9 protein-coding genes are annotated in these 13,754 nt (G+C 72.9%); 2 read left to right on the plus strand and 7 right to left on the minus strand.

Translation table 11 applies throughout. The features are described from left to right. Positions 1-123: 123 nt before the first annotated feature. The gene (locus ESZ52_RS06085) at positions 124-435 is read left to right on the plus strand and encodes a putative quinol monooxygenase (protein ID WP_131104141.1); all 312 of its coding nucleotides are present in this window, start codon (positions 124-126) and stop codon (positions 433-435) included. Positions 436-609: 174 nt separating this feature from the next. On the opposite strand, the gene ESZ52_RS06090 is transcribed toward ESZ52_RS06085, so the two are convergent. Then, complete coding sequence (locus tag ESZ52_RS06090; protein ID WP_131104142.1) at positions 610-1,851, minus strand: DUF2786 domain-containing protein; 1,242 nt, start codon at positions 1,849-1,851, stop codon at positions 610-612. A 151-nt stretch (positions 1,852-2,002) separates the two neighbouring features. On the opposite strand from ESZ52_RS06090, the gene hrpA reads away from it, so the two are divergent. Then, positions 2,003-6,262, plus strand: a complete 4,260-nt coding sequence (hrpA, locus tag ESZ52_RS06095) for an ATP-dependent RNA helicase HrpA (RefSeq protein ID WP_425600036.1) — start codon at positions 2,003-2,005, stop codon at positions 6,260-6,262. A 55-nt stretch (positions 6,263-6,317) separates the two neighbouring features. Here the strand turns inward: hrpA and hutI are convergent, their stop codons facing one another. Genes hutI through hutU form a run of 6 tightly spaced genes read right to left on the minus strand, consistent with a single transcriptional unit; the run spans position 6,318 to position 13,712 of the window. Beyond that, positions 6,318-7,529 carry an imidazolonepropionase gene (gene hutI / locus ESZ52_RS06100; protein WP_131104143.1) on the minus strand — a complete coding sequence of 404 codons (1,212 nt, stop codon included), beginning with the start codon at positions 7,527-7,529 and terminating at the stop codon, positions 6,318-6,320. Between the two features lie 2 nt (positions 7,530-7,531). Continuing rightward, on the minus strand, positions 7,532-8,959 hold the full coding sequence (locus ESZ52_RS06105) for a formimidoylglutamate deiminase (protein ID WP_131104144.1): 1,428 nt from the start codon (positions 8,957-8,959) through the stop codon (positions 7,532-7,534). Next, complete coding sequence (locus tag ESZ52_RS06110; protein WP_131104145.1) at positions 8,956-9,441, minus strand: shikimate kinase; 486 nt, start codon at positions 9,439-9,441, stop codon at positions 8,956-8,958. Before ESZ52_RS06110 ends, ESZ52_RS06105 begins: the two co-directional genes overlap by 4 nt. Beyond that, complete coding sequence (locus ESZ52_RS06115) at positions 9,438-10,697, minus strand: allantoate amidohydrolase (protein WP_131104146.1); 1,260 nt, start codon at positions 10,695-10,697, stop codon at positions 9,438-9,440. The genes ESZ52_RS06110 and ESZ52_RS06115 overlap by 4 nt, the downstream gene beginning before the upstream one ends. A gap of 31 nt (positions 10,698-10,728) precedes the next feature. Then, entirely contained in the window at positions 10,729-12,051 is a 1,323-nt protein-coding gene (locus tag ESZ52_RS06120; RefSeq protein WP_131104147.1) for a YjiH family protein, read from the minus strand. Continuing rightward, a complete protein-coding gene (gene hutU / locus ESZ52_RS06125) occupies positions 12,048-13,712 on the minus strand; it encodes a urocanate hydratase (RefSeq protein WP_131104148.1) in 1,665 nt (554 codons plus the stop codon). Before hutU ends, ESZ52_RS06120 begins: the two co-directional genes overlap by 4 nt. Positions 13,713-13,754: the final 42 nt, after the last annotated feature.

Genomic DNA, 13,754 nt, shown 5'->3' on the forward strand with positions numbered 1-13,754 from the left:
TGCTCGTACACACATTCTAACGGCCGAACGACCCGGATGCAATGCTTGTTCGAGCGTTTTTCGGCGTGTTGCGGTGGTTCTGCATCACCCCGCCGCGTACCAAGGACTGGCACACTGCGGCCTATGACCTTCGCCAACGTCGGCACCCTCCAAGCCCACCCCGGGCGTGCCGAGGACCTTGTCGCCATCCTCACGGAACCCTCGGCGGACCTCGGTGCGCATGGCTGTCTGCAGTACGACGTCGGCATCAGCTCCGACGACCCAGACACCGTCGTGGTGATCGAGCGCTGGAAGAGCGCCGACGCGCACGCCGGGTCCCTCGCCTTGCCGGCGGTGCAGGAGGCAATCCAGCGAGCCAGGCCGTTGCTGACGGGCCAGATGGGCGGCCACCGTTTCGAGGTGGCCGGCTCGCCCCTGGGCGACGCGTCCGGTTGACCGCCGCGTCCAGCTGAGCGCCGCGTCTTCCTGAGTGCTTGGCGATGCAGGACGGACCGGTCCGACCGAGGAGCGCCCGGCCGTCCAGGCGGGCACGGCATACCCTGACCCTGGTGCCACCCGGCGCCCAGGGGATCCGCGACCGGACACCGGTCGTGCTCGCCAGGTCACCCGTCAGGCCAACCTGTCCTGCACCCCCAGCTGAGCGCGTTCGGCTGCCGCTCGCCCGGAGTGCCAGCCCTCGGGGTCGATCCCGGCCCGGGACCGCAGCGACTGCAGGCGGGGAAAGCGGTCGGCCACGGCGTCCTCCACCGACTCCTCGCGCACGGCCAGCACCCGAGCCAGCTCGGTCCCAGGCACGTTGCCCCTGTCGCGGCCCGTCCGGGGTCGGTTCGCACAGCCTGCTCCAGCCTCGACCTGCGCATCGAGCTCGCCGGCCACCTCAGCCGTCTCCTCAGAGGTCGCCGCCGTGAGCCGCTCCCCGATCCGATGGGCGAAACCGGTGAGGAAGGACCGCCGGAAGGACCGGGTCCGGGACTCGCCGGCCCAGCCGATGCGCGAGCCCTGTGCGCGCATGGCGGCAGTGGCCTGCACCAGCAAGGAGGTGTTGAGCAGCTCGACGGCGCGCAGGTCGACCGGGAAACCGACGACCGTGGCGAAGCCCATCCCCTGGTGCCAGACCGCCCGGCACCGGTTGGCCCGGGCGACGGCAGCGAGCAGGGCGAACTTCGCGCTCTCGTAGGGCCGGTCGATCCCGAGCCGCACGGCCGAGGGCCCGCCTGTCCGCCGAAGCGCCCGCTCGGACTCGTCGAGCATCGCCCGGTCGATGCTGTGCCTGGCCATGAGCTTCTGAGCCGCTGCGGTGAACGCCTCCGCCTCCTCCTCGTAGGGCGTCGACTCCGCCTTGGCCAGCATCATCCGGACCTTGGTCAGCAGTCGCTGGTCCAGGTCGACGCCCGTCTTGCTGCGCGACGTGGCCTCGCCAGGAAGCGGACCGAGCAGCTCCAGCGGCGGCAGCAGGCGCAGGCTCAGCTCCAGCAACCGCACCGCCTGGAGCACGCCGCGCCACCCGTCCTTGGCCTGCGCGGCACGGGCAGTCAGCGGATCGCTGCTCGGATCCCACCAGACCCGGGCCGACATCTCGGCCAGCTGGGCGTGCCACCTGTCGTCGACCGTGGACGGCGCGTGCCGCGCCACCTCCATCGCCAGCACGTCACCCAACACCTGCCTTCCCACCGGGTCCTTGTCCCGGCCGAGGGCGCGGTGCAGGTCGGCCGGCTGCCAGCCGCGCGCCCATGTCTCGCGCACGAGCTGGCCGAGTGCGTCGCTGGCCTCCCGCGCAGCGCGTGGAGCGAGGCCCTCCTGCTGGCCGCACTCGTGCGGGTCCTGCTTCGGCCACCTGTGTTTCCCTTTCATGTCTTCCCCTCCGGTATGACGTTCCCCTCCTGGCCCGTCCCTGTCCGAACCTTGCCACCCGGGCCCGACAGACCCGCGCTGCCTGACGACGGGAAGGGGGGAGTGCCTGCAGGCGCGAATCCCGGTTGCGTGGACGCTTAGGCTGGAAGGCGTGCCCGAGCCCGAACCCACCTCCCCGTCGCGGCGTCGTGCGCCCCGGCGAGGACGAGGCGGACGCGCGCGGCATACCCCTCCGGAGCAGCAGGGCGACCCTCCGATCGAGCAGGGCGGCAACGACCGGCCGAGCCGACGCGACGCACGCGACCAGCGACGAGGAGACAGCCGACAGGACGAGCGGGACCCGCGAAAGAGGCGCGGCCAGCGTGGACAGGGGGACCGGGGCGCACCACGGGCGGCACAGGTGGAGGCCCGGCGCGCCGCACTGCCCGCACCCGAGCAGCTGCACTACCCGCCGGACCTGCCGGTCAGCGAGCGCAAGGACGACCTGAAGCGGGCGATCCGCGACCACCAGGTCGTGATCGTCGCCGGCGAGACCGGGTCCGGCAAGACCACCCAGCTGCCCAAGATCTGCCTGGAGCTGGGCCGCGGGGTCGAGGGGATGATCGGCCATACCCAGCCCCGCCGGATCGCCGCACGCTCGGTCGCGGAGCGGGTCAGCGAGGAGCTGGGCGTCGAGCTGGGCACCACGGTCGGGTACCAGGTCCGGTTCACCGACCAGTCCCGCCAGGAGACGCTGCTGAAGGTGATGACCGACGGCATCCTGCTGTCCGAGCTCCAGCGGGATCGCCTGCTGCGCCGCTACGACACCCTGATCATCGACGAGGCGCACGAGCGCAGCCTCAACGTGGACTTCATCCTCGGCTACCTCAAGCAGCTGCTGCCCCAGCGGCCTGACCTCAAGGTCGTCATCACCTCGGCGACCATCGACGTCGAGCGCTTCGCCCAGCACTTCGCCGACGCCGAGGGCCGCCCCGCCCCGATCATCGAGGTGACCGGCCGGACCTACCCGGTCGAGGTGCGCTACCGCCCGCTGGTGCGCGAGGTCGCCCCCACCCGTGGCGGTGCGGACGCGGCGCCGGTGCAGGTCGAGATCGACCAGGTCACCGGGGTGGTCGAAGCCGTCGAGGAGCTGTGGACCGAGGACACGGGCCGGGACGGCAAGGGCGAGGACGTCCTGGTCTTCTGCTCCGGCGAGCGGGAGATCCGCGACGTCGTGGACGCCCTTGAGGGCCTGCAGCTGCCGCGGACGGAGATCCTGCCCCTCTACGGCCGGCTCTCCGCCGCCGAGCAGCACCGCGTCTTCTCCCGGCACACCGGCCGGCGGATCGTGGTGTCCACCAACGTGGCCGAGACCTCGCTCACCATCCCCGGGATCAGGTATGTCGTGGACACCGGCACCGCGCGGATCAGCCGCTACAGCCAGCGCCTCAAGGTGCAGCGGCTGCCGATCGAGCCGATCAGCCAGGCCTCGGCCAACCAGCGCGCCGGCCGCGCCGGCCGCCTGGCCGACGGCATCGCGATCCGGCTCTACAGCCAGGAGGACTTCGAGAGCCGCCCGGAGTTCACCGACCCGGAGATCCTCCGCACCAACCTGGCCAGCGTCATCCTGCAGATGACCAGCCTGGGTTTGGGCGAGATCGAGAAGTTCCCCTTCCTGGAGCCGCCCGACGCGCGCCAGATCACCGACGGCGTCCGTCTGCTCACCGAGCTGCAGGCGATCGACCCGACGGCCCCGGCGCACCTGCCGCGCAAGCGGATCACGCCCTACGGCCGGGCGATCGTCGGCCTGCCGGTCGACCCCCGCCTGGCCCGCATGCTCGTGGAGGCCGAGCGGCAGGGGGCGCTGAAGGAGGTGCTGGTCATCGTCTCGGCGCTGTCCATCCAGGACGTGCGCGAACGCCCTGCGGACAAGCAGCAGCAGGCCGACCAGGCCCACGCCCGCTTCCGCCGCCCGGGCGGCGTGCCGCGGGGCGAGGCCGGGCGACCGGGCGCCGACAGGGACGCGGGGCAGGACCGGCGTGGGGCGGGCAAGGAACCGGTCCGCGTGCAGGGTGCGGGAGGGCAGGGGCCGAAGCAGGCGGCGTCCGACCTGCTGGACTCCGACTTCCTGGTCCTGCTCAACCTCTGGCGCTACCTTCAGCGCCAGCAGAAGGAGCTGTCGGGCAGCGCCTTCCGGAGACTCTGCAAGGCCGAGTTCCTGCACTACCTGCGGGTCCGGGAGTGGCAGGACCTGCACACGCAGCTGCGCCAGGCGGCCAGGTCACTGGGGCTGCAGGTCAACGAGCACCCGGCCAAGGACGACCAGGTGCACCGCTCGCTGCTGGCCGGCCTGCTGTCGCACGTGGGGATGTGGGAGCGCGAGAACCGCGCCTACCTCGGCGCCCGCAACGCCCGCTTCGTCCTGCAGCCGGGGTCGGTGCTGCACCGGCGCAACCCCGACTGGGTGATGGCGGCCGAGCTGGTCGAGACGACCCGGCTGTGGGCCCGCACCAACGCCGTGGTCGACCCCGCCTGGGTGGAGGAGGCCGGGGCCCACCTGGTCAAACGCTCCTACAGCGAGCCCCGCTGGTCGCGCTCCAGCGGCTCGGCGGTGGCGGAGGAGCGGGTGACGCTGTACGGCATACCCCTGGTGGCGGGGCGCCCGGTCCCGCTGGGGCGGATCGACCCGGAGACCGCACGAGAGCTGTTCATCCGCACCGCCCTGGTGGAGGAGGACTGGGACACCCGGCACGAGTTCTTCCACGCCAACCGCAAGCTGGTCACGGAGCTGGCGCAGCTGGAGGCACGGGCGCGCCGGCGGGGCATCCTCGCCGACGACGAGACGCTCTACGCCTTCTACGACGAGCGGATCCCCGCCGAGGTGGTCTCCGGCACCCACTTCGACACCTGGTGGAAGCAGGCGCGCCGCCAGGACCCGCACCTGCTGACCTTCACCGAGGAGCTGCTGATCGGGGAGGGTGCCGAGGCGGTCAGCGCCGACGCCTTCCCCACGCAGTGGACGCAGGGGGAGCTCACCTTCCCGCTCACCTACCAGTTCGAGCCCGGTGCGGATGCCGACGGCGTGACCGTCCACCTCCCGGTGGAGGTGCTCAACCAGGTCAGCGAGGACGGCTTCGACTGGCTGGTCCCCGGGATGCACGAGGACCTGGTCACCGCCCTGGTCAAGTCGCTGCCCAAGGAGATCCGGCGCAACTTCGTCCCGGCTCCCGACCATGCCCGCGCGGCCTTGAGCGGTATGGAGGAACGCGGCTCGGTCGGTGCGCTGCCCGTCCGGGAGGCGCTGGCGGAGGAGCTGACCCGGCGGGGCCTGGTGCGGGTGCATCCTGTCGACTTCGACTGGGACCGGGTGCCGGACCACCTGAAGATGACCTTCCGGGTGGAGCGGGCGGTGCGGCCGGCGGGCTCGGGTGGCCGTCGCGCCCGCGGGCGGGTCGAGGTGCTGGGGGAGGGCAAGGACCTGGCCGCGCTGCAGGCGGAGCTGGCCGGACAGGTGCGCACGACCATGGCGGCCGCCGCGAGCGGTGTCGAGCGCAGCGGCCTGACGTCCTGGCCGGCCGACCTCGACCCGCTCCCGGAGACCTTCAGCCGTCAGGTCGGTCCCCGTGCGGTGCAGGGCTTCCCGGCCCTCGTCGACACCGGGGACGCCGTGGACGTCCGGGTGCTCGCCACCCGCTCGGAGGCGGACCGGGAGACCCGACGCGGTGTGCGCCGGCTCCTGCTGCTCGGCACCCAGCCACCCTGGAAACGGCTGCTGGCCCTGCTGACCAACCAGCAGAAGCTCTCCCTGGGGCACAACCCGCACGGCTCGGTGCCCGCGCTGCTCGAGGACGCGCTCGCGGCCGCCGTCGACTCGGTGGTCGCCGAGCAGCCGCACGGGACCGTGCGGACCCCGGCCCAGTTCGAGGCGGCGCTCGTCGGGGTGCGGCAGCAGAGCGTGCCGAGGGTGCTGCAGATCGTCGAGTCGCTGGTGCCGATCCTGGACACCGCGCGGGAGGTCTCCCTGCGGCTGCAGCGCCTGGACGCTCCGGCGGCCGCCGACATGGCCGTCGACCTGCGCCGCCAGCTGGACACGCTGGTGCGCCCCGGTTTCGTCGCCGAGGTCGGGCACGCCCGCCTCCCGCGGATGGTGGTCTGGTTGCGGGCGATGAGCGAGCGGCTCGACAAGGGCGTCCAGGACCTGCCTCGCGACCGCCAGCGGATGGGGGAGGTGCGCGTCGTCGAGGAGGAGCTGGCCGCCTTCCTCGACAAGCTGCCCCCGCACCGCCGCCAGGACCCCGACGTCCTCGACATCGTCTGGTCGCTGCAGGAGCTGCGCGTCTCGCTCTTCGCCCAGCGGCTGGGCACCGCGGGTCCCGTCTCGGCCAAGCGGATCTACGCCGCCATGGACCGGGCCGAGGACGCGACCGGCTGAGCTCGGTGCCGCACAGCCACGCCGTGGCCCGCTGCGCCGCGCACGGCGGCCACTCTCAGACCTCCAGCGCCCGCACGATCGGGACGCCGACCCGGTAGGGGATGTGCAGCCAGCTCGGGGCGTCGACCACGGCGAAGTCCGCGCGGAGGCCGACCGCGATGCGCCCGATGTCGTTGCGCCGCAAGGCCTGTGCTCCGCCTGCGGTGGCGGCGCGCAGGGCCTCGGCGGGCGTCATCCCCATCTCCCGCACCGCCAGGGCGATCATCAGGGGCATCGAGGACGAGTAGCAGGTGCCGGGGTTGCAGTCGGAGGCGATGGCGACCTGGACACCGGCGTCGAGCAGGCGCCGGGCGTCCGGGTAGGGCTGCCGGGTGGAGAACTCCACGCCGGGCAGCAGAGTGGCGACGGTGTCGCTGCCGGCCAGCGCGTCGACGTCGGCGTCGGTGAGGAAGGTGCAGTGGTCGACGCTGGCGGCGCCGAGCTCGACCGCCAGCTGCACCCCGGGGCCCTCGCTGAGCTGGTTGCCGTGCACCCGCAGCTCCAGGCCGGCGTCGCGGCCCGCCTCGAGCACGCGGCGCGACTCCTCGCCGTCGAACGCGTGCGGGCTTGCCGGCTCGCAGAAGACGTCGACCCACCGCGCGTGCGGGGCGCACGCCTGGAGCATCTCCCCGCACACCAGGTCCAGGTATGCCGCCCGCCCGGCCTCGTCGCGCCGGTCCGGGGGCACGACGTGGGCACCGAGGTAGGTCACCTCGTCGGTGACCTCCCTGGCCAGCCGCAGCGCGCGCACCTCGTCCTCGACGGTGAGGCCGTAGCCGCTCTTGACCTCGACGGTGGTGGTGCCCTGGGCCCGCATCTCGCGCACGCGGCGCTGCAGGAGGGTGCGCAGCTCTGCGTCGCTGGCGGCGCGGGTGGCCTCGACCGTCACGGCGATGCCACCACCGTCGTAGGGCGTGCCCGACATGCGCGAGGCGAACTCGGCCGACCGGTCCCCGGCGAAGACCAGGTGGCTGTGGCTGTCGACGAAGCCCGGGACGACGCTGCGCCCCTCGAGGTCGATGGCCCAGTCCGCAGCGGGGGCCTGAGCCGCCGGGCCGACCCACTCCACCGTCGGCGCGCTGTCCTCGCCCCCGCCGCCGATGACGATCGCAGCGTCCCGCACCACGCCGAGCCCGGCGTGCAGCGAGTCCTGGACGGCGCTGACCGCGCCGTCCATCCCTTCGTCGCCGGTGACGAGCTCGCTGATGCCGGTGATGAGCATGCTCATGGTCAGACTCCCTTCCACAACGGGGTGATGGCGTGGTGCAGCAGGCGGCCCACGTCGCCGAGGCGGTGCCGCCCGTCCAGGACCACGACCTTGCCGTCGACGATGACGGTGTCGACGTCGGACGCGGTCGCGGCCAGCAGGATCTGCTCCGGGTCGACCCCGGCCGTGCGCACGGTGTCGTCCCGGACGGCGACCAGGTCCGCGCGGGCGCCGACCTCGAGCCGTCCCGCGTCCGGCCACCCGATGCTCTCGTGCGCGGTGGCGGCGGCCAGCAGGTCGGCCGGGGCGATCCGCCCACGCTGCAGCGTCGACAGCCGCTCGTGCATCTCCAGTGCCCGCGCCTCCTCGATGAGGTCCACCACGGCGTGCTGGTCCGAGCCCAGCGAGAGCCGTGCCCCGGCGTCCCGCAGCGCCACCGCCGGGCCGATGCCGTCGGCCAGGTCGCGCTCGGTCGTCGGGCAGAAGCAGGCCCACGCCCGGTGGCCTCCGAGCAGGGAGATGTCGTCGTCGGTGAGGTGGGTGGCGTGGACGGCCGACAGGTCCGGCCCCAGCACGCCCTCGTCCTCGAGCAGCGCGGCGGGCGTGCGGCCGTGGGCGGCGAGGCAGGCCTCGTTCTCGGCCGGCTGCTCCGACAGGTGGATGTGCAGCGGTGTGTCGGAGCGGTTGACGCCCTGCGGCGGGACCAGCGGGATCGGCCCGGTGTAGGCGTCACCCGCGCCGAACCGGGTCAGCGGTCGGGGACGGGCCCGGACCGCGTCCGCGACGATGCCGAGCTGGTCGCGGGGGACGGCGCGCACCGAGTGGATGGCCCCGCCCACCCGCAGGTGCTCCGGGCCGCCCTCGAGGTGGTCGCGGAGGTCGTCCACGCGCAGCGCCCACGTCTCGGCGTCGCCGTCGCCGAACCGCAGCTGGGTGCCCTCCAGCGTGGTGTAGCCGTCCGGCCCGAGACCGCCGGTGAGGTAGCAGGTGTCCAGCAGGGTCAGCCGGATGCCGGCGTCCGCGGCGGCCTGGACCAGCGCCTGCCCCATCATGTTGGGATCCATGTAGCGGGCCCCGTCCGGCCCGTGGTGCAGGTAGTGGAACTCGCCGACCGCGGTGACCCCGGCCAGGGCCATCTCGGCGTAGGCCGCGCGGGCCAGGGTGAGGTAGCTGAGCGGGTCCAGCTGCGCCGCCACGGCATACATCCCCTCCCGCCAGGTCCAGAAGGTGCCCCCTCCGTGATGGGTGCGCCCGCGCAGGGCGCGGTGGAAGGCGTGGCTGTGCGCGTTGGCCAGCCCCGGCAGCACGACCCCGGGCAGCCGGTGGTCGCCCGGGCGGGCCTCCTGACCGGTCTGCACGCTGGTGAACCGGCCCTTGTCCACGGCCAGCCGGACGTCGCGGGCCAGCCCGCCCGGCAGGTGTGCGTATGCGGCGTGGAAGGCCGTGGTCATCGGTCGCCTCCGCGGATGGTGGCCAGTGCGTCGATCCGGTCGACGACATCCTCGAGCGGTGCCGCGGACGTGTCGATGACGAGGTCGGCGCCCTGCCGGAGCAGCGGCTCGTAGGCCTCGCGGTCGGCGCGGATCCGCTCCAGCTCGCTGGGGTCCTGGCCGAAGCGGTTGTCCGTGCGGGTCGCGATGCGCTGCCGCAGCTCCTTCCACGACGCGGTGAGCAGGACCACGTGGTCGACGAGCGGGTAGAGGCGCTCCTGCCCCCCGCCGGTGGCCGCGACGACCATCGCCCGGTCGGGCAGCGGCTGGGCCAGGATCGCCTCGAGCTCGGGGAGCCGCAGCTCGGTCCGGTCGGGGTGCTCGTCGACGAGCCCGTCGGCGTCGGCGTCGACGGCGTGCCAGCCCCGGTGCCCCAGCTCGGCCAGGACGGTCGACTTGCCGGTGCCGGACATCCCGGTCACCAGGACGCGGGTGGCGGTCACGGTGCCTCCTCCCCGCGAGACGGGCCGGCGGCGAGGTCGGCCAGGCAGTCGGCCAGGGCGGCCACTCCGGCGAGGCAGTCGTCGCGTTCCGCGTGCTCCGCGGGGCTGTGCGAGACGCCCGTGGGGTTGCGCACGAAGAGCATGGCGCTGGGGACGCCGGCGGTGGCGAGGATGCCCGCGTCGTGGCCGGCGCCGGTGCCCAGGACCGGGGCGGAGACCCCGGCGTCGCGGTCGAGCACCCGCCGCAACCGGTCGCTCAGCCCCTGGTCGAAACGGGTGGTGGGGGTCCAGCTCTCGCGGGTCACCGTGGCGCCCGTCTCCTGCGCGCGGGCGGTGAGGTCGTCGACCATGTCCACCACCTGGTCCTCGTCGGCGCCGCGGGCGTCGAGCCAGCCGGTGACGTGGGAGGGTATGGCGTTCACGCCGCCGGGGGTGACGTGCACCTTGCCGACCGTGGCCACGCAGCCCCGTTGGGTGGCGACCTGCCGGGCGCCCAGGACGAGGTCGGCATACCCGAGCATCGCGTCGCGCCGGTCCTCCAGCCGCGTCGTGCCGGCGTGGTTGGCCTCGCCGGGGAAGTCGAAGCGCCACCGCCCGTGCGGCCAGATGTCGCTGGCGACCGCGACCGGCGCGTCGAGGTCGACCAGCGCGCGACCCTGCTCCACGTGCAGCTCGACGAAGGCGCCGACCCGGCGCAGGGCCTCCTGGTCGGGACCGAACGCCTCCGGGTCGCGGCCTGCGGCGCGCAGGGCGTCGGCGTAGGTGGTGCCGTCCGCGTCGGTCAGGGCCAGCGCGGTGGCGGGGTCGAGCTGGCCGGTGAGGACGCGGGAGCCGGCGCAGGCGATGCCGAAGCGGGCTCCCTCCTCGTCGACGAAGTTGGTGACGGCGACCGGGACCGTCGGGGTGATGCCGGCCGCTCGCAGCGAGTCGACCGCGGCGAGTGCGGAGACGACGCCCAGCGGCCCGTCGAAGGCGCCGCCGTCGGGCACGGAGTCCAGGTGCGAGCCGGTGACGACCGCCTTGCGGCCGGCCGCGACGGCCTCGTCGACGGTGCCGGGGCCGTCCCACCACCAGCCCCACTGGTTGCCGACCCGGTCCACGGTGACGTCGAGCCCGCGCCGTGCGCACTCGCTGGCGAACCACTCGCGCAGCGTGTGGTCCTCGGCGGTCCAGGCGAACCGCCGGTAGCCGCCGCTGGCGACCCGACCCACGGACTCCAGGTCGGACCACATGCAGGCGAAGGAAGAGGTGCTCATGGCCTCGACTCTAGGTGGCGGCCCGGAGGCGCTAGAAGAGCCACAGCGCCAGCGGGATGGTCAGGACCAGGCTCAACGCCACCCGGACGAACCAGATCGCCAGCAGTTTCGGGATGGAGATGGGGATCTGCGTCCCGAGCAGGCTCGGCACCATCGCCGAGAAGAAGATCACCTGCGAGACGCAGACCACCGCCACGACGAACTTCACCGACATCACCGAGTCGGTCACCAGTGCCGCCGGCAGGAACATCTCCGAGATGCCCAGCGCCGCCGCCTTGGCCACCAGCAGGGGCTCGGGGATCTGCAGCACCCACGTGATCGGGTAGAAGAGGTAGCCCAGCCAGTCGAAGACCGGCGTGTACTTCGCCAGGACCAGACCCAGGAGCCCGACCGACAGGATCGAGGGCAGGATGGCCATCGCCATGAGCAGCCCGTCCCTGAAGTTGGCCAGGACGGTGCGACCCACGCCCGGGTCGGCTGCCACGGTGCCCTTGGCCGCCCGCCAGGCAGCCGCGAAGCGGGAACCCTCAGGCTCCTCCTCGGGCTGAGGCGTCACGCCCGGCGCATACTCGTCCGGCTCGCTGCGCAGCGGCCAGATCCGGACCGTCACCGCGGTGACCAGGAAGGTGATGACCAGGGTCGACCAGAAGTACAGCGTCCAGTGCCCCATCAGGTCCAGGGCGTTGGCGACCACGATCATGAACGTCGCCGACACCGTCGAGAATCCGGTGGCGATCGTCAGCGCCTCCCGTCGGTTGTACTTGCCCTCCAGGTAGACCCGGTTGGTGATGAGCAGCGCCAGGGAGTACGAGCCGACGAAGCTGGCGACCGCGTCGATGGCCGACCGGCCGGGGGTGCGGAAGATCGGCACCGTGACGGGGCGCACGACGACGCCCACCCACTCCATCAGGCCGTAGCCGACCAGCAGAGCCAGGAAGACGGCACCGATGGGGACGAGCAGCCCCACCGGGATGACCAGGGAGTTGAGCAGGAAGGGCCCCATGTCGGGCTCGAAGAGCCAGGCCGGACCGACCTCGAGGACGAGCATGACCCCGACGACCAGGCCGACCACCCGGAAGACCGAGAACACCGTGGTGGTGCGGTTGCGTCGCCAGGTGCCCGAGACCCAGGGGTATGCCGCACCCGCCACGATGAGGGCGAGCGCGTAGTAGGGCAGCGCCGTCGGGACGGTGTCGCGCAGAGAGCTGACCATGTGGTCCAGGGGGATGGTGCTGCGCTCGCCGAGGGTGACCGGCACGAAGAACATGAAGATGCCGATGGCCGACAGGACCCAGAACTTCCACATCGCACCCCGCCGCAGCGCGGGAGCCTCCGGCGCCACGGTCGAGCTCATCGCGGTGAGCCTTCCCGCATCGGGACCCGCACGCCCCGCTCCTGCGCGACCTGCTCGGCCTCCGGGTAGCCGGCGTCGACGTGCCGGATCACGCCCACGCCAGGGTCGTTGGTGAGCACCCGCTCCAGCTTCTGCCGCGCCAGGTCCGTGCCGTCGGCGAGCGAGACCTGCCCGGCGTGCAGGGAACGGCCGATGCCGACACCGCCGCCGTGGTGCAGCGACACCCATGACGCGCCGGACGCCGTGTTGACCAGGGCGTTGAGGAGGGGCCAGTCGGCGATCGCGTCGGAGCCGTCGGCCATCCCCTCGGTCTCCCTGTACGGGCTGGCGACCGACCCGGCGTCCAGGTGGTCGCGGCCGATGACCAGGGGCGCGGACACCTCACCCGAGGCGACCATCTCGTTGAAGCGCAGGCCCGCCTTGTCCCGCTCGCCATACCCGAGCCAGCAGATGCGGGCGGGCAGGCCCTCGAAGGCGACCTTCTCGCGCGCTCCGCGCAGCCACTTCTGCAGGTGGTCGTTGTCGGGGAAGAGGTCCATCACCGCCTGGTCGGTGGCGTAGATGTCCTTCTCGTCCCCGGAGAGCGCGGCCCAGCGGAACGGGCCCTTGCCCTCGCAGAAGAGCGGACGGATGTAGGCCGGGACGAAGCCGGGGAACTCGAAGGCGCGGTCGTAGCCACCCTGCCGGGCCTCGTCGCGGATGCTGTTCCCGTAGTCGAAGACCTCCGCGCCCGCGTCCTGGAACTCCACCATCGCCTGCACGTGCCGCGCCATGGACTCCTGGGCGCGGTCGGTGAACTCCTCAGGCTTCTTCTCGGCATACTCGGCCCAGTCGGCGAGGTCGATGCCGACCGGCAGGTAGGACAGCGGGTCGTGCGCCGACGTCTGGTCGGTGACCACGTCGATGTCGACACCCCGCCGCAGCAGCTCGGGGAAGACCTCGGCGGCGTTGCCCACGACACCGACCGAGACGGCCTCCCGGTCGGCCTTGGCCTGCAGGACCCGCTCGACCGCGGCGTCGAGGCCGTCGGCGACCTCGTCCAGGTAGCGGCTCCGCACCCGGCGCCGCAGCCGTGCCTCGTCGACGTCGACGATGAGGCAGGTCCCGCCGTTGAGGGTGACGGCCAGCGGCTGCGCCCCGCCCATGCCGCCGCAGCCGCCGGTCAGGGTCAGGGTTCCGGCCAGCGTGCCGCCGAACGTCTTGGCGGCGACCGCGGCGAAGGTCTCGTAGGTGCCCTGCAGGATCCCCTGGGTGCCGATGTAGATCCACGAGCCGGCCGTCATCTGGCCGTACATGGTCAGCCCCAGGTGCTCCAGGCGGCGGAACTCCGGCCAGTTGGCCCAGTCGGGCACCAGGTTGGAGTTGGCGATGAGCACCCGCGGTGCCCACTCGTGGGTCTGCAGGACGCCCACCGGGCGGCCGGACTGGACCAGCATGGTCTCGTCCTCGCGCAGGTCGGTCAGCGTGCGCACCATCGCCTCGAACGAGGGCCAGTCGCGCGCTGCCCGGCCGGTGCCGCCGTAGACGACCAGATCGTCCGGCCGCTCGGCGACCTCGGGGTCCAGGTTGTTCATCAGCATCCGCAGCGGGGCCTCGGTGGCCCACGAGCGGGCGGTGAGGGTGGTGCCGCGGGCCGCGCGGACGGGGCGGGCGCCTTCCATGGTGTCTCCTTCGACGACGGTCAGGGGTCTTCGGTCTCATCA

Origin of the sequence: Ornithinimicrobium sufpigmenti (assembly GCF_004322775.1) — a bacterium.
In the GTDB taxonomy this organism is placed as follows: domain Bacteria; phylum Actinomycetota; class Actinomycetes; order Actinomycetales; family Dermatophilaceae; genus Ornithinicoccus; species Ornithinicoccus sufpigmenti.